Below are 23,891 nucleotides of genomic sequence, written 5' to 3' on the forward strand. Positions count from 1 at the left end.
ACCCGCATACGGCGATGGGTCCGATCCGCGCGATCCGATACGGACGCGAATCAATCCGCGTGGCTGCACCGATGCCGTTTCCCCTTACTTGTCAAACGAATCGCCCCACCTATACTAGCCTCTGACATTTGCCTTTCGGTATTAGGGGCCGGATAGCGCGTCGCGCAGACGGTCGCCGCGCATGCCCCGTAAGCTGGGGCGGGCGGTGTGTCGTGGTCCGGCGTCTTTCGTATTCGAACAACGCAGCGGATCGATCGGGGGCCGAATTGAGCACGACCTACACTGCAAGCGAGCCGCCGCGCGCCGTCAGCGCCGTCGCGAAGATCTACGCGAAGTGCCTGCTGATCGGATTCGCGTTGCTGCCGGCCTATCTCATCGCATACCTGTGGATCTTCGGCGATCCGCACCTGACGTTCGAGAGCCACGCGTTCCATGAATTCGCGATCGCCGCGGCGACGCTCGAGGGCGCCTTCGTCACGTACGTGACGTGGGTGTGCTACCGCTCGTCCGGCGAACCGCTGCTGCGCTGGCTGACGCTCGGCTTTCTCGGCTTCGCGATGATCTATGCGCTGCACGGCCTCTTCACCGGGATGGCGCATCACAACATCTGGCTGTTCCTGCTGTACGGCCCGGCATCGCGGCTCGTGATGGCGATCCTGCTGCTGACCGGCCTGATGTCGTATTCGCGGCCGTCCGATCGCGCCGACCGGCGCACGAGCCCGCGCACCTGGCTGCCGTGGATCGTGTTCTTCCTGGTCGTCGATGCCGCGGTTGCATATATCGCGTATTCGCCCGTCGCCGGCGCGCTCGGCACCCGCCTGTCGATGGAGGGCGGCGCGATGGTGTTCTCGATGCTCAACGTCGGCGTGCTGCTCGCGCGGCGCATCCGCTCGCCGCTGATGGCGATCTACGGGATGTCGATCACGGCGTTCGCGCTGTCGTCGCTCGCGTTCATTCTCGGCAAGCCGTGGAACCACATGTGGTGGCTCGCGCATGCGATCTTCGCGGGCGGGTTCTTCCTGCTGAGCTACGGCGTCGTGCAGGCGCTGCAGACCACGCGTTCGTTTTCGGCGATCTACAGCCAGGAAGACCTGATGAGCCGGCTGTCGGAATCGATGTCGCGCACCGAGAGCGCGTTGCAGGAACTGCGGCGCACCAACCAGAAACTCGAATACCTGGCCGCGACCGACCCGCTGACGGGCGCGTCGAACCGCCGCCAGTTCATCGGCCTCGTCGAACGCGAGATCCAGCGCGCGGAACGCGACGGCACGCCGTTCTCGCTGCTCGCGTTCGATCTCGACAACTTCAAGAACATCAACGACGCGTACGGGCACCAGATCGGCGACGAGGTGCTGCGCGGCGTCGTGCGGCAATGCATCGAGGCGATCCGGCCGGGGAGCGGGACCGCGCGGGGCGGTGGCGACGAGTTCGTGGTCCGGCCGGCGGGCGGGATTGCGCGGGTCGGCGGCGAGGAATTCATGGCGCTGCTGCCGGAGATGCCGCTCGAGGGCGCGCGGATGACGGCCGAACGCCTGCGCTCGTCGATCGCGAGCGCGCCGTTCGGGCTCGATTTCAAGCGGGTGCAGGTGACGGTCAGCGTCGGCGTCGCGCAGTACGGGATCGACGGCAGCACGGTGGACGCGCTGCTGCGCGCGGTGGACGAGCGGCTGTATCAGGCGAAGCGCGAAGGGCGCAATCGCGTCGTCGCGCACTGATCGTCGCGCGCCGCGCGCTGAACAGGCCCCGGAGGTGGCCGCGCGCGCCGTGCGGCTCGTGCCGGTCGCGCGTCCTTGGCGCATCAGCGCGCCGCGACCGCCGCCGTGGTTTCCATCTGCTGCGACGCCTGCCACCAGTACTTGCCCGCGCGCAGTTGCGGATCCTGGATCGCCAGATATGTCGTGCTCCACAGTTGCGCCGCGTTCGCCTCGGTCGCGTCGGCGCTGCGCGTGCCGAACGCATCGGCGTGGTATTGGCCGTTGGCATAGGACCACGTCCACATTTCCGACGTGCGCATGTCGCGTCCGTTCGCGATCACCTGCCAGATCTGCTGGCGCGCCTGCGTGAGCAGCGTGCGCGTCGCGGCCGACAGATCCTGGCGTGCGAGCTGACGGTCGAGGCCCGCGACCCACATCGCCTGCTGCCACGACCAGATCACCGTGCCGTGATACGCGGAACTCGTAAAGCGCGGCCACAGCGTCCGGTCCGCGTACGCCGGATTCGCGATCAGCATGCCGACGTCGGTCACGAGACCGACCGGGAACGGCTGCATCACGTCGGTGACGATGCGCTGCAGCTCGGCGTCGGGCGGCGTGCCGAACAGCAGCGCGAAGCCGCCGTCGGAATTCATCACCGGGATCGGCGTGCCTTGCTGATCGAGCGACAGCGCGTAGAAGGTCAGCGGCGCGCCGGGCGCGGCGCCGGCCGGCACGCCGGCGCTCGGCGCATAGGCGGACACGTCGGCCGCCGCCTGCGCGGCCGGCACGCTGACCTGGAACAGCGGCGGCGCCTGCTGCTCCCAGACGGCCGCCTCCGCCGCGGTGTTCGCGAGCACGGCGCGCTGGTCGGCGTTCAGGTACGGGTCGAGCAGCCCGCGTGCGAGGAAGTTGCTCGTCGCGCGCAGCGCGGCCGGCACGAGCGCGACGTTCACGTCGTACGGGTAGACTCCGCCGCCGATGCCGTCGGTGCTGTCGCGCCAGTTGCCGACGATCTCGCCGGGACGCAGATGGATCAGGTTGGCGACCGACGGCTGCTGCGCGAACGGCTGCGCAGTGGCCGCGACGTGCAGCAGGTTCACGACGAGGCGGCTGCCGTTGGTGCGGCCGTCGCTGCCGCGTTGCGCGAGGTAGGCCGCTGCGCGCGCCTGGCCGCGCGCGTCGTCGACCAGCCACGCCGCGGCGATCGGCGCGAGCATGTAGTCGCCGTCGATCATCTTGTAGTCGTAGGTCGGCGTCGGATCGTTCGGGCGGTCGTGCTTCCGGTTGTCGATCAGCGCGAATTCGCCGATGCCTTCCTCGTGCGCAACCTTGCCGTCAGGCGACAGGCGGCTCAGCACCGAGCCGAGCCCGGCCTCGATCACGTCGGGCTGCAGCACCGGCATCAGCATGCGCACCGAGATCAGCGTGTCGCGGCCGAAGTAGGTGTCGTACTGCCACGATCCCGCGAGCAGCTTGTCGCTGAAGCTCAGGAATTCGAATACGTTCTGGCTCAGCGGATCGGGGTTCACGGACGGCGCGAACAGCTCGGCGCGTGCGATCGGCGACAGCGGCGACTCGCCCGACAACGCGTCGACGTGCAGTTTCAGCGTATGCGAGCCGGCTGCCGCGCGCAGCACCAGCTTGCCGCCGGCGGCCGTCGCGATGCTGCCGCCGTCGCGCAGCGTGACGCGCAGCGCGTAGCCCGGCGCGCCGTCGATCCGGTCGCGCTGCCATTGCGCGGCGCTGCCCTGGACGGCGGGCGCGGTGACGATCTCCGCCGGGATCGTCGCGCCGCCGTTGTAGTCGCGCAGGAAGCGCACGGAGCTGAGCAGCCCCTGGTGGATCGTCAGCGTGTCGGTGTCGACCGACACGTCCGCGCTGATGCCGTACAGCGGACGGCCGTGCGCGTCGGGCGCGGACAGCGCCGACGGCGGCGTGTCCTGGCTCCAGTTGACGGGCTGCGCCGTGTCGTCGAACCAGAGGCCCGTGCCGCTGTTGCCGGCCGGAAACACGACGAGCAGGCGCGGCTTCGTCGATGCGCGCATCAGCAGATGCGCGGCGATCTTGTCCTGCCGGTAGAACGCGTTGATCTGGCCGCCCGCATCCATCCGGAACGACAGCGCGGCGCTGGACGACGGCGGCGGGCCGCTCGACTGGACGTCGTCGTCGTTGCACGCGGCGAGCAGGGCGGCGCAGACGAAGCCGAGACACAGCGATTTCGCGAAGCGATGAATCTTCATGACGACCCTCCTGACGACTGCGATTGTTATCGGCATGCTCGAATCGGCGGAATGCTCCGGCCGTTGTGCGTGGCATTGCGGGCATTCTTCAAATGCCCGTTTTAATCGTCGTGTGATACGCGGCGCGAATTGATTGGGAATTAGTCGGACGCGCGATAAATTTCGAAGCGGAAGCAAAAAGACGGCCTGCTCGTCGCGATGTGCGTGAAGCACCGGCGAAACGCTGTCGGATGCGGCGAGCGGCCTGAGTGAACGGTGAGGTATACGTGCAAACGCAAACTCGGTCGAAAGATGGTGTAGGCGATTCTAGATATCGGCGGAAGTCGGAGTCAATATCGTTTTGTGGGGATTCGAGTGCACTTATTTATCGAAAATTGTAATTGTTACTCGGCGAATCGACTAAATATGTAAATGTGGCTCGCTTGATAATGGAATGCTGATAAATAGCGAATGTGGCGGGTAAATATCGACGGCACCCCGTAATCGATACCGAACCGGAGCGGCTCATTTCGGGCTGCAATGCACAACGACTTTGCGATTGCGGCCATTGCATGCGATTGCCCGCATTCCATCGGGACGTCGCTTTCGCCAGCACGTGCGGGCTGCCGGAGTCGCCGAGCCTTCGCGCCGTTGCGGTCGTGGTACGCCGTTCACGGCTACGAGCGCGAGACGGCGACACCTGCGGCAATCGCCGCCCCAAAGCCCTGTCCCGCCGCGCCGCCCGGCTCCAGCGGGCAGCAGCGGCGCAGCCTGACCGGAAGCCCCGATGCGGATGTCAGCTTTTGGGCTGGTGGATCGAGCCGGACGGGTAGTGCGTGTCCACGACCGACAGCGTTCCGCCATCGAGGTCGTAGATGCTCGCGCCGGCCGCTGCGGTGTTGCCGCGCAACTCGCTGTTCGTGACGGTGACGTTGGTCGCGCCGACCTGCGACGCACGGCTGATCATGTAAATCGCGCCGCCGTTGCGGCGTGCGGCGTTCGCTTGAAACCGCGTGTCGCGAAACGTGACGAGCGAGCCGTAGTCCGCGTACGCGCCGCCGCCGTCGTGCGTGGCCGCGTTGCGCAGAAACGCGGAGCGCCGATGCGTCGCCGTCACGCCCTCGCGGTCGAGCACCGCACCGCCGTAGATCGCGCGGTTGCCGTCGAACGTGGTGTCGACGATCGTCAGCACGGCCTTGCCGAACGCATAGATCGCGCCGCCTTCGAGCGCCTCGTTGCGTTCGAACCGGCAGTTGCGCACGGTCATCGTGAAGCCGACCGGATCGCTGTACGACTCGAGCGCGCGTCCGGCCCGGTATGCCTTGAGTCCGTTGGGCAGATACGTCTTGCCTGCGTGATAAGCCAGCAGTCCGCCGCCCTTGCCGTTGTAGGTGAAGCCCACCGCGTTGCCGTCGCGGATCGTCAGCCCGTCGAGCACGGCCTGATTCGCGCCGTAGACGACGTGCGGATAGCGATCGTCGCCCGCGGCAAGTTTCGCGCTGAGCACCGTCGGCGCCGCGTCGCGGCGGCGCTGTGCGACGTCGGTTTCGGTGCCCGCGAAGCCGCCATACACCTCGACGCCGTCATACAGCGTGAACGCGGCAATCCGGTCCGCGTCGCGCCGCGCCGGATGATAGCGCCCGGCCTTCACCCAGACGGCGGCCTTCGAAACCGACGCCAGATCGATGGCGGCCTGCAGGTCGGTCAGCGCCGTCGCCCACGACAGGCCGTCCTGCGTCGCCGACGCCGATGCCGGCACGACGTGGATCACCTTGGCCGCGACCGCGTCACGCGTCACGACGGGCCGCGTGTACTCGCCGCGGTATTCGACCACGCCCTCGTTGCGCGAATAGAACTGTACGAGCGTCGCGACCACGGGCGCCTTCAGCAGTTGCGCACCGTACGGACGCGGCTGATAACCGACGCCGGTCGGCAGCGGCGCGAGATCGGCCGCGCGGACCTGGCCGTCGAGATTGCTGATCGGCAGAAAGTCGGCGAGCGGCAGCGTCTGCCCGGCGGGCACGTGCGAGCCGAGCGCGGCCACGATGTCCTCGTGCCAGTTGTAGACGTCGTCGATGCTGCAATTCACGATGATCGGATTGTTGTTCGCGCCGGTGCCCTGATAGAGGCCGGCGCCGAGCCCGCTGGTCGCCTTGTTGCCGACGATCGTCACGTTCGCGAGCAGCGGCGACGAGCCGCCGTCGTTGCCGATGCCGCCGGCCGTCGTCGCTTCGTTGCCGGTCACCAGCACGTTGAACAGCAGCGGCGTCGACGCGAAATCGTTGTAGATCGCGCCGCCCTTGTCCTGGCTGCGGTTGCCGACGAAACGACAGTCGATGAACACCGGCATCGCGCCGAGGTCGTTGCTGACCGCGCCGCCGCGCTGACTGGCCTCGTTGTCGACGAACTCGACGTTCGTGAACGTCGCCTGCTCGGCGCCGGGCTTGTGGACGTTGTAGACGGCGCCGCCTTTCGGCGAGAAGTTGTTCCGGAAGATGCAGTTGCGCACGACCGGACTCGTCATGAAGTTGCGCATGCCGCCGCCGACCACCATGTCGCCCTTCAGGATGTCGTCCGGCGTCAGATGCAGGCGCGGCTTGTCGGCGCCGTACGCGTGCGCGATCGTGAAGCCGTCGAGCACGGCCCGATCCGCGCCCATCACGATGGTGTGCGTGTTGCGGGTGCGATCGCCGTTGCCGATGTCGCCGCTGAGCGTCGTGACGTGCTGCGCGTAATCGCGCTGGTCGCGTGCGGTTTCGCCGCCGGCGAAGCCGCCGTACAGCGCGACGTCGGCCTTGAGCGTGAACGATTGCGTGGCGTCGTCCGGATGCGGATGGTAGGTGCCGTGCGCGACCCAGATTTCGTCGCCGGCCGACGCGGCCGCGAGCGCGTCGCGCGGCGACTGGAATGCGGTGCGCCAGGTCTTGCCGTCTCCGCCGGGTGCGGCGCGCTGGTCCACGTACCAGAGCTTGCCCGGCAAGGACGCAGCGTGCGCGCCCCAGCTGTGCGCGACGATACCGGCACACGCGGCCGAGATGGCCCGGATTGCTTGTCGGCGATGCATGTCCACTTCAGATCTCCTCGTCACGTCATGTCGTCCGGCGCTGCGCCTGCGCAGCACGGCTACCGGCAAATGTCGCAAGTCTGGAAGCGGGAAAGCGGTTTTGCTTTAACTCAGATCAATGGCGATGCAACCAACAGAGATCAAGATCGACCATCGCCATCGAGACGGCGCACGTCGCCGCGGGCCGAACCCGCGGCTTCTTCGAGGTATCAGGGAGTTTCCCCATGTCGTTGTTTGAAAAGGTCCTGACGGCGCTTTCGCCCGAACAGGAACACGCTGCATCGAATGGCGCGGTCAATCGTCCGCGGCGCAATTTGATGTTGGGCGCCGGCGCGGTCGCGATCGGATTGGCGAATGCGCGGGCGGCCGATGCGGCGGGCAACGAGGCGGGCCACGCCGGGATCGACCGTTCATGCCGGGTCAGTGCCGCACGGCTCGACAAGCTGGTCGCGGACGCGTATCCGCTGTTCAACAAGCCGGCGATACTCCCTGCGTTCGACCCGAAAACCCACGGCGCGCGTTTCGACGTCGACCTGCATCGTCTCGTCACGTACACCGTCAACCCGCAAAGCGGCGAGAAGATCAAGGTCAGCGGGCTGCTGGCATTGCCGGTCGGCGCAAGCGGCAAGCTGCCGCTCGTGTCGTGGCAGCACGGCACGATCCTGTCGTTCGATCAGGTGCCGTCCAATCTCGTTCTGCTCGCCGACCCCGACCGTCAACTGACGGACGCCGCCGACTCGCTCGAAACGCTCTTCAACGTGCATCGGTTCGCGGCGCAGGGCTATGCCGTGATCGCCGCCGATTACGTCGGCAAGGGGCCGTTCCGCGATGGCCGGGGCGAAGCGTATGCGGTCAAGGACGTGACGGTGCGCACCTGCGTCGACGTGTTGACGGCAGGCGAGGCGGCGATGCGCGCGCTGGGCGTCGCGCCGTCGAAACTGTTCCTGCACGGCTGGTCGCAAGGCGCGCTCAACACGCAATGGCTGCATCAGGCGTTGCGCAAGCAGTCGCGGCCGATCGCCGCAACGGCCGTCGCCAGCCCGTTCAACGACCTCAGCGAGGCATGGCGGTTCTGGGCCGGCGCGCAGACGTTTGCGCTTCCGCGCGGCGTACAGGCCTATCCGGCGCTTCCGGACTGGATCTCGCTCTGCATGATCGTCACGCTCGGCAGCTACGAGTTGCAGTACGGGCTGAAAGGCTTGATGAAAAGCGCGATCCGGCCGGAGTTTCAGCACCTCGCGGCGCAGTACTGGTCGGATTACACGCTCGACGCCGAGCGGGCGAAGTCGCTGCCGACCGGCGCCGGATTGTTGAATCCCGGCTTCTTCGAGCACTACACGGCGACGCAAAACAGCGCGTTTCTTCGGCAGCTCGCGGCCAATCGCGCGACTTACTGGAATTACGACAGTCCGATCCGCTTCGATTACGGGCTTGCCGATGAAGCGATTCATCCGGCGATGGTGTATCCGGTACTCGCGGCGGGCGGTTCCTACGTGAGCGGGGTGGCCGTCCCGGCGGCGAGCCATCGCGGGACGTTTCTCGCCGGGCTGTACGGCGATGCGTCGACGCTCGGCGGAGCCGAGAACATTCTCGCGTGGTTCGACGGGCTGCGATGAGCGCGTTTGGGCCAGCGGCCCGAGGCTGCGTGTTCGCCGGGTTCCATCTCGGCAACGTGCCGGTTCAATAGAACGGGCCACGGTGGAAAGGGCGGCGAGCGCGACGGGCTGATGGCCTTCAGTCGGGATGGCAGTGAAGAACGGATGTCGCGCCTGCGTTTCGGGAACTCACATGCGCGCTTCGTGGCGGCGATCTTTACGGCGTCGATTCGTCGGCAGGGTGGTGATGCATCGCGTCGTGATCGTGCCCGGCCTTCGCATCGTGCCCATGATCGGACAACTGCGCGTCGAACCAGTCGTGAAGCGCCGCGATCAGACGCGGCTGCTCGCTGCGGTAGACGATCTCGCCGCCGTCGCGCACGTCCCGATAGTCGATCTCGAGCTCGCCCGGCTGTGCCGTACGCAATGCGGCGAGCCCCGGCATGTCGGCGCCGTGGATCTGCTCCGGCGCGCCGAAATCGCCTGACGAGAAACGACGCGCGATCGTGGCCAGATGCTCGCGGATCAGCGCGGTCTGCTTTGCGTCGCGACGCTTGGTGACGACCCGCTGGATGCCGCCGTCGGCGGTCTTCGTGAAGATATGGGTCGTGGCCGCGAGCGAGAACGGCATCACCTGCGCGCCGTGTCGGGCGACGTCCTGCTGGCGTGGCGTGACTTCGGCAAAGGCGGGCGGCGAGGCGACGACCATGCCGAACACGATGGACATCGACGCCGCGACGACTGCTGCTGAACGGTGGTTCATGAGGTGTTCCACGTGGTGTGAATCCATCGCTGCCGACAGCGGGGCGATGCGTTGCTCAATGGTGGCGCGCACGGGTCATGGTCCGCCGACCGGTCACCGGATTCTTGCCTGGTTCAGGTCGCTTCGGCAAGACTTCCGCGCTTTCGTTGAGCACGCTCTAGCGGTCCGCGAAAATTCCGCCATTCGATGCGTGATCATCGAATCTGCCCGGTGCCTCCATTGTGAGGTTGAAGGTCGGCGCGATTCCGAGCCGGCACGGGGAACGACGAGCGCGCCGATCATGGCCGCCGCGGCCGTTGAAATCGCCGCCAACAAGACGAGCGGTTCCCAACCCGCGCTGGTGACGACGAGACCTGCGATGGCCGTACCGATCGCGCCCGCGACGTAGTAGAAGGTCAGGTACGCCGAGTTCAGTGCGCCGGCGCGCGCCGGCTCGATCGCAACGACGCTGGCCTGATTGGCGACCTGGGCGGCGAAACAACCGGCATCGAATACGGCCAGCGCGGCCGCCGTCGCGGCTGGGTGGCCGAGCGAGACGGTCAGCGCACATGCGGACGCCGCCGCAACCGCCAGGCCGCAGACGATCACGGCGCGGCTGCCGAACCGGTCCGCCAGGCGGCCCGCGACACGCGTGACGACGAGGCCGAGGAGTCCGGCCAGGCTGTACAGTCCGATGGCCGCCGCATCCAGGTTGTACGGCGGCGCGGCGAGCCGCACCGCAAGCCCGACCCAGATCAGGTTGAAAGCAAGGAACCACAGCATCCCGGCATAGATGCGCAACCGCAGCTGCCGGGAGGCCCGCAACAACGACGGCATCGAACGCAACGTCGAGAAGTAGCCCGTATGCCCGGGCGGCCGTTGCGCGGGTAGTAATGGCATGACGCAAAGGGCTGAAACGACCGCGAAGGCCGCGAACGTCAACAGCGCGCCTCGCCATCCATACCACTGCGCGAGAACGCCGCCCACGAATCGGCTCAGCAAGATCCCCGCCGATATGCCGGCCGAGATCGTCCCCATGAGCCGGGCGCGGCTATGCGGGTCGGCGCACTTGCCGACGACGGCGGTGCTTTGCGCCGCAACCGTCGTCGTCGCGCCGATGACCACGAAGCAGGCAATCAGCGCGTCCGGCCCTGGCGCGTACGCGGCAAGCACCAGCGCGCACGCGAGCGCCGCAAGCTGCCCCGGAATCAACGTGCGCGGACTGAGTTTGTCGACCAGCGGCACGAGCAGCACCAGGCCGAGCAGATAGCCGATCATCGCGCCGGACGCGACGGCGGTAATCGGTGCGACCGGCACCCCGAAATCGGCGGCGATGAAGGAAAGCGCCGGTTGCATCGCGTAGTCGTTCGCGATGGCGCCGCCCGCGGCGATCGAAAGCACCGCTACCGCGCGGCCCGACAGCCGCGCGTTCTGCTCGGCCCGGCCCGTCATTTGCCGGCCCTGACGGCAATGGCCTCGACTTCGGCGAGGATCGCGTCGTCGACGAACGGCAGCGCATGCACGAGCGAGAACGCCGGTCGAATCTCGCCATAGACCTCGCCGTGCGCGCGCGCAGCGTCTTCCCAGTGTTCGAAGTCCGCGACGACCAGCCGGCTTTGCACCACGTCATCCAACCGGAATCCGTTGTCGAGCAGCACCTTCTCGACAGTGGCGAGGGCATCCCGCGTTTGCGTGTAGACGTCCGGGCCTTTGCCGGCCGTCCCTGAAATGTAGATCGTGTCGTTCACGATCACGGCCCGCGAGTAACCGACCTTCGGTTCCCACGGGGAGCCGGTGCTGATGAGTTGACGCATATGGATCGTCCTTCGATGAGAGGAGGGTTCTGGAATAACTACTTGGGTAGTAGTTGAATGCGATCGTATACTACTGCGGTAGTTAGTCAACTCCCTTTCCACAGAAAAGAGTCCTGAATGACGGCAGACGCAGAATTGATCGCTTCCATGACGCGACTGGGATTCACCCAGTACGAAGCGCAGGCATACGCGGCCCTGGTTGGTCAGGCCGCGCTGACGGGAGCGGAAGTCGGGCGCAGGGCATCGATGCCGGCCTCGAAGGTGTATGAGACGCTGGCTCGTTTGGAAACGCGGGGAGCCGTGCTCGTCAACCGCTCGGAGCCGGTGCGGTACGCGGCCGTGCCGCACACGTCACTGTTGGCCGAGCTGCGCTCGCGCTTCAACGCCGACCTCGAGTCGGCAGCGTCCGCGCTGGATCGGCTGCCGGTTCAACAGGAACCGGGGCTGGTCTGGTCGCTCAGTGGCGCGGAGTCGATCGTGCAGGCCTTTGCGCGGGTGATCTCGAATGCGCAGACCAGCCTGTTCGCCGGTATCTGGGACGAGGAGCTCGACGAACTGGGCCCGCTGCTCGAAGCGGCCAGCGGGCGGGGGATCGACACCCATGTCGCCATCTATGGCAAGCGGACGTTGAAAGGGCCGCACACGTACGACATGGCCGAATGTGGGGCCAGCGCGAGACTGCGCCTGTCCGGCCGTCGCCTTGCGGTGGTGGTCGCAGATGAAGACGATGCGGTGGTGGCCGAGTTCGGCGACCACACGCCCGATCAGGCCACGGTGACAACCAACCCGGTCATTGCGCTGCTGGCCGTCGAGTACATCAAGGCCGACGTCAGCGGCCGCCTGATGATCGATGCGATGCCTTCGGCGGCATACGAGAAGTTGCTGACGAGTCGCGCGATGCGGGCGATGCTTCGGCCGGTTTCGGGGAAGGGGGTGAAAGAGGGTGGTGGCGGTTAGGCGTGTGAGCCGGGCGAGGGTATGACGGACGCACGGCGCATCGACAGGGCGAAGGAGCAGGGGCGCAAGCCGCCCGTCATGCGCCGCACGGATTACAACCTGTGGACGTCGCCGCTCGATGGGCCGATGTGGCGATCAGGTGGCCGCTGCTTGATTCCAGCCCGATACGTGATCGAGCCGTCAGACGTGAGCGTGGCAAGGCGGTCGTCTTGACGAGAGATCAGACGTCCGCTGGATTGATCAGTGACGTCAGGAGATGATCCTCCGAAACGCCATTTATTTTTAAGTAGGCGCGCGCGATGCCTTCCTGCTCGAAGCCCAGCTTATTGAGCAACTGCGCGCTTCGCTTGTTCTCGGGTCGGTAGTTCGCCATGACACGGTGTAACCCGAGTTCGGCGAACACATATTGGATAGCGGTAGAGAGACATTCGCGCATCAACCCGCGTCCCTCATGATCATGCGCAATCGAGAAGCCAAGGTGACATGCCTGGAACGGCCCTCGTACGATGTTCGTAAAATTGCAGTCGCCGATCAGCCGGTCTTCCTCTTTGTCGAACAACAACAGATGTATGGCGAGCCCAGCCGCGATCTCCCTTTCCATGGATTCGAGCCGTGCCTCAATCGACGGCAACGTGTAGAACGATTCGGACCGGGACGGTTCCCATGGCGACAAATGTGCGCGATTGGCAATGCAATATCCCAGCAAAGCGGACGCATGTCGGCGGCTCGCTAGCCGTAGCGACAGACGCTCAGTGATCAGAATGTCGGACGGTTCGCTTAGAGCGGGTTTCATCGGGCGATTGACGAGGAGGAGAATCCGAGGACTCGAAGATAGCGCAGTCGAGCGGATTCGTTGCTCTTGTCTTGGACTAGTACGCTCGCGCGATGAATGACCAGATCGGCTCCATCGCACGGAGAGTTGCGGCGTCCGATGGCTACTCCGCGTCGTGGTGGAGCCGGACGGCTTCACCAACAGATACAGTCCATTGCCGCCGGTAAGTTTGGTAGGCTTGTTGTCTGCCTTCGCTCGTCGGATCCTGATATCGATAAGTGGCCAGATGAAAAAGGCGTATCGTCTCTGGATGGTCGAAGTGATACGCCTTTTTTCTCGGATGGACGCGACTTCCGACGAACGAAAGCGAACGATGAAAGGGCGTCCAACGCCCGACTGGCAAGGGTTCCAGGCAAATCGCCGAACCAACACGAACTGGAGCGAACGAAGTGATCAGACATATCGTCATGTGGAAGCTGCATTGAGATATATGCAGATATCTATTTGATATGTAACGATATTTAGTGATTCGTTCTAGATTGATACCCCCGTGGATACCCCCTTTTTTGCTCGATGGGTCATGATGCCGTGACATCGGTAAACGATTCGGGGAAACCTTGAAAGGCGGCTTGTTTCTCAAAAAGCTTGACACTTCCAGAAAATTATTGACAAGGGCAGCAATCCCCGTCATAATAGGGTCTGTCCATAAGATTTTTGGGCGCGTGGTCTCGGGTTCGACTCCCGGGGCGGTCGGTGGGCTTCCCTCGGTGCGCGTGTGATGTGCCAGCTTTTGCTGGCGTTGGTATTCATCTGTAGTTCGCATGAATTCGCAATTATTCACACGATTTTTAACGCATTCAGTATGGGGAACGGTATGGACATTTCTAAGCTCACAGGACAAGTGGTCGGTATTTTGGTTGAACATCTTTCAGTCGTAGGGTTCGACATCACCGTGCACGAGGTTGTCCATCAGATCGCACTTGGCGCAACCTGCGCTCCTCTATGCAAAACGGCCCGCATTCAGCGGGCCGTTTTTCTTTGGGGCGCGTGACGTTCCTGCGATTTTGCCTACGATCCGATCGTCTGCTGCAGCTCACGATAGACCGCTTTCACTTGCGACAGCTCGTTCGGGGTCGGCTCTGAAGGCCCGTTTAGGGCTTCGATCGTGTAGCCGACGACATTACCGTCGTCGTCCATGACTTCAACACCGGTATCACCAGCGTAACCGGCACGGAGCGCCTCACGTTCTTCGGCTTGCGCGTAGAACTGGGCGCGCGAACCAATACGAGCGCCGTTGCGATCGCGAACCGTTTCGATTGCCGTTTCCCACAGCTTCCTGTTTTGCACCGATTCTTGGTGCTGATCTTCTGCCTCTTGCAGGCGATAGTCGGGCATGGTTTCCTCGTAGTTCAAATACCACGTGTGTTCGCGTCAACGTCGGGTGGTCTCGTTATACGCATCATGGCCCTCATGATGCTACGGCATTCGCGTAAAGTTGGCATCAGAGATATTCTCGATCTACTCGCTGACCTCTGTGGCGCGCGAATGATCCGATCTCGTCGGGCATCCGGTCCAGCAGCTCGATGTCGGCCGCGTGCGAGATGTCAGCGATCAGCGAGCGAATCTTGACGCGCAGGTCGTCGATCTGCGTGAGCATGGGCTCAGTTCTCGTAGAGCGCCGGGACATAATGCCGACATGGGCAGACTACCTTGATAGTGCCCGATTTGACGAGTTCGTTGCGCCAGCCGAATTTGGACGCTTGCGGGCGACGCCGATGACGGGAGCCGCGTAAAGCTACGGAGATGTTTTCCGTTGATACGGTACGAGGTTACAGGAGAGGCCGGGGCGACAGACGGTCGCCCCGGCTCTTTCAGTCGCGCTTCAGGGTGAACCCTTCCCAGCCATTGAACGCGGCGCGACGAACATGGCGCATTCCGCGCTGCTCAAGCTTGGCGTTAAATTTGGCGATCGGAAGGGCCGCGCGTCCATTGTTGCGAGTGTGCGCTACGTAACTGCGGTACACCTCATTAGCCCCTTGAATTGGTGCATCGCCACTGACTGTGCAGCAGGAGATGAGCCAAGAACGGACCGTATCCGAACGCGTCCGCAGCTGCTCGGTCGCACGCTTCACCTTGCTGCACATACCAAGTTTGTGTGTGTGATACTGTCGTGCTCCTTCGATGAGCCAGTTAAGGATACCCGGCAGTTCATTGGCGAGTTTCGCGTCGAGGTCGGGATCGCAGTCCTCGCCGTTGAAGTGGCGCATTAATGGAATCACGCGAATTCGACGCCACATGGCGGTGTTGTCGTAAGCGATCTCGGGATCAGCGTTCAGAGACAGCCAGAGCTTGCCGACCGGCGTGAACGTTTCCTGCTCCCCGAAATTGCTGCGGCCGGTTAGCACGTCGCTGCCACTAAGTTGCTTGACGAACGCCTCGTCAAAACGCTTCTGCCCGTCGAACTCGGTACAAGCGTACAGGCGCGCACCCTTCAACGCCATGACCGCCGGGCTCGGCGAGTTCGGATTGCTGGCATACGCGCGTTGCAGCAGATTCGGAGCGACCGTCTTCCCGTAGTTGCCGAGAGCCTTCGTAATTGAGCGCAGCAGTACTCCCTTGCCGTTGCCGCCCGGACCGATAATCAGGAAGAATACTTGCTCGCGAGTGTGCCCGAACGCGCTATAGCCGAACGCGCGCTGGATGTATCGTGCGAATTCCTTGTCACCTTCGGTAATGCTGTCGATGAACCGTACGAACTCGGGGCACTCGGCTTCGGCGTCATAGGCAGCACCGCAGCGTTGCGTGATGAAATCGTCGGGACGAGCATGGCGATGCTGTCCGGTGACAAGTTCGATCACGCCGTTCTCTACGCCCAGCAGGTCCGGGTTGGTATCGAAACGCGAACTGGACGTCTCCATGTCGGCGTCGAGAGCGGCGTGGCGCAAGATCGCGGCAAGCGAAGACGCGGTCGCTTGCCGTTGGAGGGCCGACAGGAGGCTGCCTTGCTTTTCGGATCGAACGCCTCGCAGCATTTCGATCTGAGCTTCGACCATCGCTTTGCAATGGCGCAGCGCCAGATGCTGCGCCTTCTTCCAGATGTCATCGAACACCCACCAGGCAGAAGTGCTGTGGTCGAATGCGACTTGGCCCTTGTAGGTCGCAACGAACAGGTTCGCGAACTCGACCTCGGTGGTCGGAACATCAACGTGCGTGATGCCAGGCGAGAACCGTTTCGCGTAATAGAACAACGTTCCCTTGGTAACGCCGCCTCGCGCCTTGAAATTGCGCCATGCCCGATCCTGTTCGGTTTGGTCGAATTTACCTGTAGCCTTCTTTGACCAGTCGTCCCACAACACCTTCCCCTGATCGTTCGGCATGAGCGAGTGCAGCGCCATCCCGACAGCGAGCCAGATAGGACGATCCTCGGCGGGAATCTTCTCCAAAGCCCCGCGCACCTCGTCAAGATCATGCGTTTCGACAATATGCGTCTGCTTCTGCGGAGCAGGCTTGCGTTTCGGTTTCATCCCGAATGCGCGCTTGAACTCGCTAAACGCGATCGGCTTCAGCGCTTCGCCCTTAGCGGCCGAAACGATCTTGACAAGATGGTTCTGCCCGTTTTTCCGGTTGATCGTGCCCACGAGACGCATGCAGCGCGTTACGTCGGTCACGTTCGGATCGCCGCCTAGTTTTTTGGCGAGGAACGCCTGCACGTGACGATACGCTTCGATCAGGCAACCGGCGACGAGCCAGACCACATGAAAATGGTCGGGCGACGTTTCGGTCACGAGATGCGGTTTGATCGGAAACTGGTTGATGGTATCGAGTGACGTTCTGCCGTCGAGATCGACGAAGAACGCATTGATGCGCGTGACGCGATCCGCCCGGCGGATACCGCCGCGAAACTCGTTCAGGGCGATGCCTACCGCCAAGCCTTGGCGCACCGCTGCTTCAATCCTCGGGCCGCATTCTTTCAATGTTCCCGAAAAAGACCGAGCGCTCCCCGCATTCCCTTTCTCGGGATAGACCTGAAAGCTGGTCGAGCGGGAGCCGTGCAGCAACTGTTTGTGACGCTTCAGATTTTCTTTGTCTACAGACATATGTAGGTATCCTTCATAAATGTAGTTTTCCGTTCCCTCTTCGACAAAAAAACAGAACGACTAGGAAGGTGGAGGAGGTGGAGGGTTTTTCAGAATTGATCGGAAGGAAAGCGTAGCTTTTTCTAAGATCGGAAATTGAAAAACACTTCCACTCCTTCCACTCCAACCGGAGGGATAGCTCTTTTTACAGTTTCGACGGGAAGGGTAGGTCGCTCAGGCGGTGGCCTGCTTCGAGTCACGGGCAGAGATGCACGACGTGATGAACGCGTCCACTTCGTCTTCGACCCATGCGGAAGCGCGGCCACCAGTAGGCTTCACGGGTTTCGGGAAGCGGTCCTGTGCGATTAGTTCGTACATGACCGTATTGGAGAGGCCGGTGCGTTCCAGTACCTGCTTGCGCTTCAGCAGGCGACGGTAGGCACGGTTGCCGGGCGGGAATTCTGCCGCTACTGCAGTGAGGGGTTGTACGAGCGGGGAAGCCATGAATTTCTCCTTGTGAACGATCCGCCCCGATGGCGGATTGCTGAGGATTATTCAAGGCAGGTTTGGCTTTGTCGACAGTGCTTAGTTGGCGGAGTTAGTGTCGGTCGGTGCTAACTCGAATAGTTAGCACCGGCGATGCGGCCGTTCCCGGGGCGGTCTTCTACTTGCGAGGCGGGATATCGTCTCCCATTGCAGCAAGAAGCAGGTAATCGTTTGTGGCAACATTCATTGCGTCATCCAAGGCATCCGTAAATGTTTTCGGTGGCGTCTCAGGTCCCCATACGAGTGCAGCTCGCTCGGCGACGGTGGTTGCGCAAGCTCGTGCGTCGAGGATTTTTAGCTGTTGGAGCAGTCGAGGCATGGGCCGTTTTCGTCCTTTTTTTGCTGTTATGTTCTCGGCTCTACGCCAGCGATCAAGCTGCTGCTCGAGGATTTTTCTCGCGGTCTCGACTTGTGCATCGAGAATCCTATCGTCTTCGAGAGCAAGACGGAGATCGAAACGAACGGCGAACTGATCGGGTCGGATTGCTACCGGGCGAGTCCAGCGACCGTTGCGTTGGCGTTGAGGTCGGATTGGCAACACCGCCTTTGAGATGAACATCGGCTCAATAGATTTACCATTGCTGGACGCGAACGGCTCGTCATAACGCTTGAATGCAGCTAACCCGAATTTTCTGGCGATGGCTTTTTTCTTCTGCGGCGTCGTCTCTTCGTCAAGTGCATCACACGCTGCTCGGAAGTCATCATTGCGTTGCAAAAATTCCCAAGCCCACCGTTTGTTGGTCCATGTCTCGTGACCTTCATATCTGGCTGGATTGAACCGCCCCGGGAATCGTGGAGGCTGGTTGGTTTAAGTTAATGCGGTTTCAGCGGCAGCAGTTTTCAGTTGCCGATAGTAGTTTGCCTCAGCTTCGGCGGGCGGGATATAGCCGAGCGGTCCATCAGTCGGTGATGATTGAACCAAGCCACCCATTCCAGAGTAGCCAACTCGACGGACTCCCGAGTTTTCCAGGTGCGGCGATGAATCAGCTCCGTCTTGTACAAGCCGTTGATCGTTTCAGCCAGTGCGTTGTCGTAGCTGTCGCCTCGGCTGCCGACAGACGGTTCGATGCCTGCTTCGGCCAGCCGTTCGCTGTAGCGAATGCTGACGTATTGAGACCCTCTGTCGGAATGATGAATCAAAGTCCCGTCCTCACCCGGTTGGCGGGCGTACAGCGCTTGTTCAAGTGCATCCAGAACGAAGTCCGTGGTCATCGACGAGCTGACGCGCCAGCCAACAATACGGCGGGCAAACACGTCGATCACGAATGCCACGTACAGCCAGCCTTGCCATGTCGAGACATACGTAAAATCCGACACCCAGAGCTGATTCGGTCGGTCAGCCTTGAACTGCCGGTTGACTCGGTCCAGCGGGCGCGGCGCGGTCACCTCGGGAATCGTCGTGCGAACACGCTTACCGCGAACTGCGCCACGCAAGCCCTGCAGTTTCATCAACCGTCCGACCGTGCAGCGTGCCACTGCAATGCCTTCCCGGTTCATCTGCTTCCAGACCTTCGGCACGCCGTAGACCTGCATGTTGGCCTGCCAGACACGCTTGATCTCCGGTTGCAAAAGCTCATCGCGTTTCGCGCGGGCGCAGCGCTTCGACGGATCGCGAAGTTGTGCTGCATGGCGTCGGTAGCCCGACGGGGCAATCCGCAAGACCTTGCAGATCGGCTCGACCCCGAAGGTGTCGCGATGCTGATCAATGAAGGCCTTCAGGACTTGAAACGGCGGTCGAGCTCCGCCTGGGCGAAAAACGCGCTCGCCAGTTTGAGAATCTCATTGGTCCGGCGCAGTTCCTTGACCTCGCGCTCCAAGGCCTTGATGCGTTCACGCTCGGCCGTACTCACGCCATCGCGCTCTCCACGGTCGACCTCGTCGCGCTTAACCCAATCCAACAACGTCTGCGGCGTGCAGCCGATCATCGGCGCAATCGATTCGACTGCCGCCCACATCGACGGGTGCTCGCTACGCTGCTCGCGTACGAGGCGCACTGCGCGCTCTCGGACTTCCGGGGAAAACTTGCTTGGCTTCTTGTTCATGGCTCCATTCTCTCAAGAGTTGGAGCCTCCACAAAACTCGGGGCGGTTCAGATCGAGTGGAGGTGGTGGAAGCGAATCGTTCTTTTGTCGAGGCATGGCTATCTGCAGGCAAGGTTGAGAGAAGTAGTGATTATCGCCCCACGTGCACATGCCTGTAGCCCGTACGTGAAAGAGTGGCTCATCTCCTATGGCTCGTTCAAGCGGGGCGGTAATTCGACGAAGCTATGGGTCATGCTGAGTCACCGCTGTAACAGGCATAGCAACTAGACGAACGATGACGATCCTTCAAACGTAGGATAAGGGAGCGCGTTGTTCTCCCTTAGTGATTCCGGGTTCTGGTGAGGCGGGCCATCTCGTTCCGCCAAAGAAGGCATGGAGGATCATCCTCGATAAGGCTGGCATCGCCGATCTTCGGTTGCATGACCTGCGTCGCCCGATGGGGTCGTGGCAGGCCGGAACCGGTGCGAATCTGTCGGTTACCGGTCGGTCGTTGAATCATAAGTCGACGCAGACGACAGCGATCTACGCGCGTATCTGGCTTGAGCCAGTTCGGAACTCGATGGAAACGGCCGCTACAGCGATGTTGCAGGTGGCTGGATTGGTAACAAACGGCGGGGCCGACGTGAGAGTTAGGGCACGCGGAGATGCCGTTGCCAATGATGAACAGTCAGGATGAGTGGTGACCGTGCGCGGGCGAGATGGGTGACTAGCTAAGTGTTCGGATATCGCCGTCGAGACCTACACAATGTCCATTTTCTCCACTACAATTGAGGCTCCAAAAACGGACATGGAGTCCTCGTATGTCGGCAGTCGTGCATCAGAAGCTCGAAGAAGTCGAATCGCGGCTCTCGCAGCTCGGTCTTACCCGCGACATCATGATTGAGATCGTGCAGGCGTGTGTGGCGGGATACGCTGGCTGTACCGACAACGATCCGCCGGGTGCGCCGGGCTATTCTTCGTGGCGGTACGGCGTCCGTCGAAGCCGCGAACTGCTGCGGCCTCTCGGCTGGCTCAAAGACAATACCGGCGGCTATGCGACCTGCCTCAACCGCGAGAAGAAGGTCCGCCTGGCCATCATGAATGCCGACGATGGGGCGGGAATTCCCGATCGCGTTCCGCAGAATCGATCGAAGAAAGGCCCGAACTCCGAGCGGGCCGCGTTCAACAACAAACAGGTTCACCAACTTCCGCTGTTGAACGCGGAAGAATGGCCGGTGCCTGAAGATGAGGTGTTGGTCGCCAACCTCAGCGAGTACGCGACGTGGCACGTCTGTGTCTTCATCAAGGGCGACAACGTTCAAGCTGAGTTGTCGTTGCTCGGAGATTTCGACGGCGGCTACGCCTCCGAGTGTCTTGAGAAGATCATCCTCGTGGCCCCCGGCGAGTGGAACACGCCGATCCGTGATCAGAATAGCAGCGACGATGATGACGATCTCGACGCATTCCCTATCGAAGTGACCCGTAAGTAAGCATGTTTAATCCAAGCCGACTAAGTCTCGCTAGGCGTCGACGCAAGTTCACGAAAAAGGCTCTTGCAGAGACACTAGGTTGCGATCAGAAGACAATCATTCGGTACGAAAGCGGCGAAGCAGAGCCGCCCGAAGATAGTTTGAATGCTCTCTCGAAAGCATTAAATTTTCCGGTCGCTTTCTTCTTGGGCAACGACATCGATGAGCCACAACCGGAAGCGGCGAGCTTTCGGTCAATGAGCACAATGTCTGCTCGCGAGCGAGATGCGGCTCTCGCTGCTGGCGCTTTTTCGTTCATCCTCAGCGATTGGGTGGATGCGCGGTTTCATTTGCCTTCGCATGATCTTGTCGACTGTAAGGATAGCCCCGATCCCGAGGCTGCGGCACGAGTTTTACGCGAGAAATGGGGGCTTGGTGACCGCCCTATAACGAACATGGTGCATTTACTCGAGGCCAAGGGCGTGCGGGTTTTTTCGCTAGCGGAAAACACGAAGACGGTCGACGCGTTTTCGATGTGGAGACGGGAAACTCCTTATGTTTTTCTGAATACGTTTAAGACACCAGAACGTAGCAGATTCGATGCAGCGCACGAGCTTGGGCACCTTGTCCTGCACAAGCATGGTGGTCCGCAAGGCGGTAGGATTGTCGAAGACGAGGCGAACCAGTTTGCCTCAGCGTTTCTGATGCCGGAAGGAGATGTGAAGGCGCGACTTCCTCGGGTCAATGCGGTAAATCAGATTGTGGAAGCCAAGAAGAGGTGGCGGGTGTCGGTTGCTGCGTTGAACTACCGCTTGCATCGCTTAAGGATTACCACCGACTGGCAGTATCGAAATTTTTCGATCCAGATATCGCAACTTTATCGGCAATCCGAGCCACTTTCGGTTGAGCGTGAAACGTCGGTGGTGTGGGACAAGGTACTGCAGATGTTGCGTACCGACGGCATGACAAAGCATTCGATCGCAAGTGCGCTTGCGCTGCCGGTGATGGAAGTCGATAACTTGGTGTTTCGTCTCACCAACTACCATAGTATCGAGGGCGGCGGGGCTACTCGCGGTAAGAGCAAAGCGAAACTAAGCGTTGTATAGCAAAGTGATAGGGTTATGCGATGTGCCACCGTGTTGAAACGGTGGCACGAATTGCTTTCATGCTTGATGCGTGCTCGTTCGAATGCATCGTCAATCGATTCATGCGGCGTTCAGTCATCGATTAGCAGCTTTTGATGTTTCTCCGGGAGTAAAGCGAATTCGCCCCATTGCAAACCGGAGGTTGCTAATCCGATTCCGTTGGCCGTGATTTTCCCCCAAAAGAGCACGACGCGGCCTGTTGATTCGTCTGTGATACCTTTTTCTTCCTGTTTCCATGCTTGCACTTTGATTGTGAAGTCCGCGACGTCCGGATGTGGCTGCAGTCTGGTCATTCGGATGTTGGTGGGCTTCGGATGCTGACCGGCATTCCACGAACGAAGGATGGTTCCGTAATATAGGCGCGGCACCTCACACTCGTCCGTAACAGTGGCAACGTCGATAAGGATGTCGGTTAGTTTTCGTGCAACATCGGCATTGGGAAGCACGAAGTATTTGTAAAGATTGACATCGAATCGTCGGCACAAGCCCCAGACTGTGGTTATCTTACTCGGGAGAGCAAATTTTTCGCCGCGATGTCTTCCGATGGGAATTGCTGCGATCGGGCCATCTTCATCCTCGACGGCACTTTGTCCGTATGGCTCAGCATCCCCATCAGGCTTGCTTGGTCGGTCATGCATAAAGGAATCTATAATTGCAAGCTGATCACTCGCGATGGCTTGCTTAGCGTCCTCTTCCGTCAAATATCTCATGCCGTCCGCAAGTGGTGTGCGAAGTGAGCAGGGTATTTTGCGGTAAGCTTGGCGGTGCATGAAACAGCACGCGCGACCGTTCGAAAATCGGTCTTTGTCTTTGGGTGACCGAGATATAGGTGTGAAACATTCTGGACAATAGAGGCTCTCAGCCATGTCGTTCGTGTATTCCCCTGGAAGGACCGTCTCAGCTTCTTTAGGTCGTACTCGATTCGCTCCGTCGTAGATCCAATTTGGATCGTATAAGGCGTGCTTAATTCTGTTGTTTGAGTTCACATTGGCCTTCGTGTTGGTCGTTGGAAGATGCTTCACACGTCGGTAGTAGGATGCCGAGATATTGGTGTGAGCGGTTCATCGTTCGAGCTACTCGTCAATACATCGACGAAGGCTAATGTCCCACGGGCGGCGGTGTCTTATTTTCCAACTCGAAAAGCATTCGTCGAGCGAGTACAGTATATCTGTCGACCGCTTCCTTCGACAAGGCAGCGTCCGGTTCGTGTGCCGCCTTGTTCCTAAGGCGCTGTAGATGTTTTAGGATTTCGACTTGGTTCTCATCTAGCACGCGATTTTGACGCAATTCGTTCAAAATGGCGCTGATAGCGCGCCAACTCTTTGCACCGGACGGGCCGGACGTTGCTGACTCATAAACTAGACGTCGAAGTTCCAGTTCGATATCACGCCACGCCACCATGATTACTCCAGCGGGGTTCGCGTGGGCTGCGTCGCTATCAAGCACGAGCCCTAGATTGCCGGCGCGGCCTTGAGCAGCTACGCCTTCAAGCTGGATTTGAACGTCAGAATCAAATGACGCTTCAACTTCCGCAAGTTCTTCGGTGAAGCTTGCTTCGAATCCACCGGGGGCCTTAAAGGAGCGAATGTCCTTTAGTTTTGCGCGAATCTCTGCCTTGAATATGTAAGCGCAGAATCCAACAGCCAAAGGCCAAGACCAAGCGGCGGCTAGTTCGGCGATGCTTTTGAACAGTGAAGCTATGAATGTGAGCCAATCCATAGGTATATCCGAGGAGAGGAATTGTCACGATAGTAGCGTCACATCGGCCAAAGATACA

19 protein-coding genes, 1 pseudogene and 1 other annotated feature are annotated in these 23,891 nt (G+C 61.4%); of the genes and pseudogenes, 6 read left to right on the forward strand and 14 right to left on the reverse strand.

Annotation, left to right across the window (positions count from 1 at the left end; translation table 11 throughout):
- Positions 1-266: 266 nt before the first annotated feature.
- On the forward strand, positions 267-1,715 hold the full coding sequence (locus WJ35_RS02540) for a sensor domain-containing diguanylate cyclase (protein ID WP_060234963.1): 1,449 nt from the start codon (positions 267-269) through the stop codon (positions 1,713-1,715).
- A gap of 83 nt (positions 1,716-1,798) precedes the next feature.
- Here the strand turns inward: WJ35_RS02540 and WJ35_RS02545 are convergent, their stop codons facing one another.
- The gene (locus WJ35_RS02545) at positions 1,799-3,928 is read right to left on the reverse strand and encodes a hypothetical protein (protein WP_069239384.1); all 2,130 of its coding nucleotides are present in this window, start codon (positions 3,926-3,928) and stop codon (positions 1,799-1,801) included.
- Positions 3,929-4,709: 781 nt separating this feature from the next.
- Positions 4,710-7,034 carry a right-handed parallel beta-helix repeat-containing protein gene (locus WJ35_RS02550; RefSeq protein ID WP_230459666.1) on the reverse strand — a complete coding sequence of 775 codons (2,325 nt, stop codon included), beginning with the start codon at positions 7,032-7,034 and terminating at the stop codon, positions 4,710-4,712.
- Between WJ35_RS02550 and WJ35_RS02555 the strand changes: the two genes are divergently transcribed.
- Positions 6,959-8,593, forward strand: a complete 1,635-nt coding sequence (locus WJ35_RS02555) for an alpha/beta hydrolase family protein (protein ID WP_230459667.1) — start codon at positions 6,959-6,961, stop codon at positions 8,591-8,593. The two genes, WJ35_RS02550 and WJ35_RS02555, sit on opposite strands and share 76 nt — an antisense overlap.
- 196 nt (positions 8,594-8,789) lie before the next feature.
- Here the strand turns inward: WJ35_RS02555 and WJ35_RS02560 are convergent, their stop codons facing one another.
- The 3 genes from WJ35_RS02560 to WJ35_RS02570 form a co-directional block, all read right to left on the reverse strand.
- Positions 8,790-9,335, reverse strand: a complete 546-nt coding sequence (locus WJ35_RS02560) for an aspartate carbamoyltransferase (protein WP_069238686.1) — start codon at positions 9,333-9,335, stop codon at positions 8,790-8,792.
- A 93-nt stretch (positions 9,336-9,428) separates the two neighbouring features.
- Positions 9,429-10,766 (reverse strand): MFS transporter, encoded by a 1,338-nt coding sequence (locus tag WJ35_RS02565; protein ID WP_155121844.1) that lies wholly within the window; start codon positions 10,764-10,766, stop codon positions 9,429-9,431.
- A complete protein-coding gene (locus WJ35_RS02570) occupies positions 10,763-11,128 on the reverse strand; it encodes a RidA family protein (RefSeq protein WP_045579018.1) in 366 nt (121 codons plus the stop codon). The genes WJ35_RS02565 and WJ35_RS02570 overlap by 4 nt, the downstream gene beginning before the upstream one ends.
- Positions 11,129-11,245: 117 nt before the next feature.
- Here WJ35_RS02570 and WJ35_RS02575 point away from each other — a divergent pair, with 117 nt between their 5' ends.
- Positions 11,246-12,085, forward strand: coding sequence for a TrmB family transcriptional regulator (locus WJ35_RS02575; RefSeq protein ID WP_059463330.1), 840 nt, complete (start codon positions 11,246-11,248; stop codon positions 12,083-12,085).
- 220 nt (positions 12,086-12,305) lie between these two features.
- Here the strand turns inward: WJ35_RS02575 and WJ35_RS02580 are convergent, their stop codons facing one another.
- On the reverse strand, positions 12,306-12,878 hold the full coding sequence (locus WJ35_RS02580) for a GNAT family N-acetyltransferase (protein ID WP_069238687.1): 573 nt from the start codon (positions 12,876-12,878) through the stop codon (positions 12,306-12,308).
- 757 nt (positions 12,879-13,635) lie between these two features.
- Here WJ35_RS02580 and WJ35_RS02585 point away from each other — a divergent pair.
- Positions 13,636-13,908 (forward strand): hypothetical protein, encoded by a 273-nt coding sequence (locus tag WJ35_RS02585; protein WP_069238688.1) that lies wholly within the window; start codon positions 13,636-13,638, stop codon positions 13,906-13,908.
- A gap of 17 nt (positions 13,909-13,925) precedes the next feature.
- Here the strand turns inward: WJ35_RS02585 and WJ35_RS02590 are convergent, their stop codons facing one another.
- The 6 genes and pseudogenes from WJ35_RS02590 to WJ35_RS02615 form a co-directional block, all read right to left on the reverse strand.
- Complete coding sequence (locus tag WJ35_RS02590; RefSeq protein ID WP_060043247.1) at positions 13,926-14,252, reverse strand: hypothetical protein; 327 nt, start codon at positions 14,250-14,252, stop codon at positions 13,926-13,928.
- 106 nt (positions 14,253-14,358) lie between these two features.
- On the reverse strand, positions 14,359-14,514 hold the full coding sequence (locus WJ35_RS02595) for a hypothetical protein (RefSeq protein WP_155121845.1): 156 nt from the start codon (positions 14,512-14,514) through the stop codon (positions 14,359-14,361).
- 214 nt (positions 14,515-14,728) lie between these two features.
- Positions 14,729-16,954: a phage/plasmid primase, P4 family gene (locus WJ35_RS02600; RefSeq protein WP_080484207.1), complete on the reverse strand. Its 2,226-nt coding sequence runs from the start codon at positions 16,952-16,954 to the stop codon at positions 14,729-14,731.
- A 213-nt stretch (positions 16,955-17,167) separates the two neighbouring features.
- Positions 17,168-17,437, reverse strand: coding sequence for a helix-turn-helix transcriptional regulator (locus WJ35_RS02605; RefSeq protein WP_069238691.1), 270 nt, complete (start codon positions 17,435-17,437; stop codon positions 17,168-17,170).
- 160 nt (positions 17,438-17,597) lie between these two features.
- Positions 17,598-18,194, reverse strand: a complete 597-nt coding sequence (locus tag WJ35_RS30970; protein ID WP_155121846.1) for a hypothetical protein — start codon at positions 18,192-18,194, stop codon at positions 17,598-17,600.
- Between the two features lie 93 nt (positions 18,195-18,287).
- Positions 18,288-19,521: pseudogene (locus WJ35_RS02615) on the reverse strand (IS3 family transposase).
- Positions 19,124-19,240: a sequence feature (AL1L pseudoknot), on the reverse strand. Its footprint overlaps the pseudogene before it by 117 nt.
- Positions 19,522-20,321: 800 nt before the next feature.
- Here WJ35_RS02615 and WJ35_RS31990 point away from each other — a divergent pair.
- The gene (locus WJ35_RS31990; protein ID WP_224020068.1) at positions 20,322-20,990 is read left to right on the forward strand and encodes a hypothetical protein; all 669 of its coding nucleotides are present in this window, start codon (positions 20,322-20,324) and stop codon (positions 20,988-20,990) included.
- Between the two features lie 2 nt (positions 20,991-20,992).
- A complete protein-coding gene (locus WJ35_RS02630; RefSeq protein WP_069238692.1) occupies positions 20,993-22,075 on the forward strand; it encodes a helix-turn-helix domain-containing protein in 1,083 nt (360 codons plus the stop codon).
- A gap of 110 nt (positions 22,076-22,185) precedes the next feature.
- Here WJ35_RS02630 and WJ35_RS29440 read toward each other — a convergent pair whose 3' ends face one another.
- Positions 22,186-22,824: a hypothetical protein gene (locus WJ35_RS29440; protein WP_224020069.1), complete on the reverse strand. Its 639-nt coding sequence runs from the start codon at positions 22,822-22,824 to the stop codon at positions 22,186-22,188.
- A 388-nt stretch (positions 22,825-23,212) separates the two neighbouring features.
- Positions 23,213-23,833: a hypothetical protein gene (locus tag WJ35_RS30975; RefSeq protein ID WP_155121848.1), complete on the reverse strand. Its 621-nt coding sequence runs from the start codon at positions 23,831-23,833 to the stop codon at positions 23,213-23,215.
- Positions 23,834-23,891 lie beyond the last annotated feature (58 nt).

This window comes from Burkholderia ubonensis (assembly GCF_001718695.1).
In the GTDB taxonomy this organism is placed as follows: Bacteria; Pseudomonadota; Gammaproteobacteria; order Burkholderiales; family Burkholderiaceae; genus Burkholderia; species Burkholderia ubonensis_B.

Coding starts and splice junctions, on each gene's coding strand:
- WJ35_RS02570 (WP_045579018.1), bottom strand. CDS start 11,128: ATGCGTCAACTCATCAGCACCGGCTCCCCGTGGGAACCGAAGGTCGGT.
- WJ35_RS02560 (WP_069238686.1), bottom strand. CDS start 9,335: ATGAACCACCGTTCAGCAGCAGTCGTCGCGGCGTCGATGTCCATCGTG.
- WJ35_RS02590 (WP_060043247.1), bottom strand. CDS start 14,252: ATGCCCGACTATCGCCTGCAAGAGGCAGAAGATCAGCACCAAGAATCG.
- WJ35_RS02580 (WP_069238687.1), bottom strand. CDS start 12,878: ATGAAACCCGCTCTAAGCGAACCGTCCGACATTCTGATCACTGAGCGT.
- WJ35_RS02605 (WP_069238691.1), bottom strand. CDS start 17,437: ATGGCTTCCCCGCTCGTACAACCCCTCACTGCAGTAGCGGCAGAATTC.
- WJ35_RS02585 (WP_069238688.1), top strand. CDS start 13,636: ATGTGCCAGCTTTTGCTGGCGTTGGTATTCATCTGTAGTTCGCATGAA.
- WJ35_RS29440 (WP_224020069.1), bottom strand. CDS start 22,824: ATGAGATATTTGACGGAAGAGGACGCTAAGCAAGCCATCGCGAGTGAT.
- WJ35_RS31990 (WP_224020068.1), top strand. CDS start 20,322: ATGTCGGCAGTCGTGCATCAGAAGCTCGAAGAAGTCGAATCGCGGCTC.
- WJ35_RS02600 (WP_080484207.1), bottom strand. CDS start 16,954: ATGTCTGTAGACAAAGAAAATCTGAAGCGTCACAAACAGTTGCTGCAC.
- WJ35_RS02630 (WP_069238692.1), top strand. CDS start 20,993: ATGTTTAATCCAAGCCGACTAAGTCTCGCTAGGCGTCGACGCAAGTTC.
- WJ35_RS02565 (WP_155121844.1), bottom strand. CDS start 10,766: ATGACGGGCCGGGCCGAGCAGAACGCGCGGCTGTCGGGCCGCGCGGTA.
- WJ35_RS02575 (WP_059463330.1), top strand. CDS start 11,246: ATGACGGCAGACGCAGAATTGATCGCTTCCATGACGCGACTGGGATTC.
- WJ35_RS02595 (WP_155121845.1), bottom strand. CDS start 14,514: ATGCTCACGCAGATCGACGACCTGCGCGTCAAGATTCGCTCGCTGATC.
- WJ35_RS30975 (WP_155121848.1), bottom strand. CDS start 23,833: ATGGATTGGCTCACATTCATAGCTTCACTGTTCAAAAGCATCGCCGAA.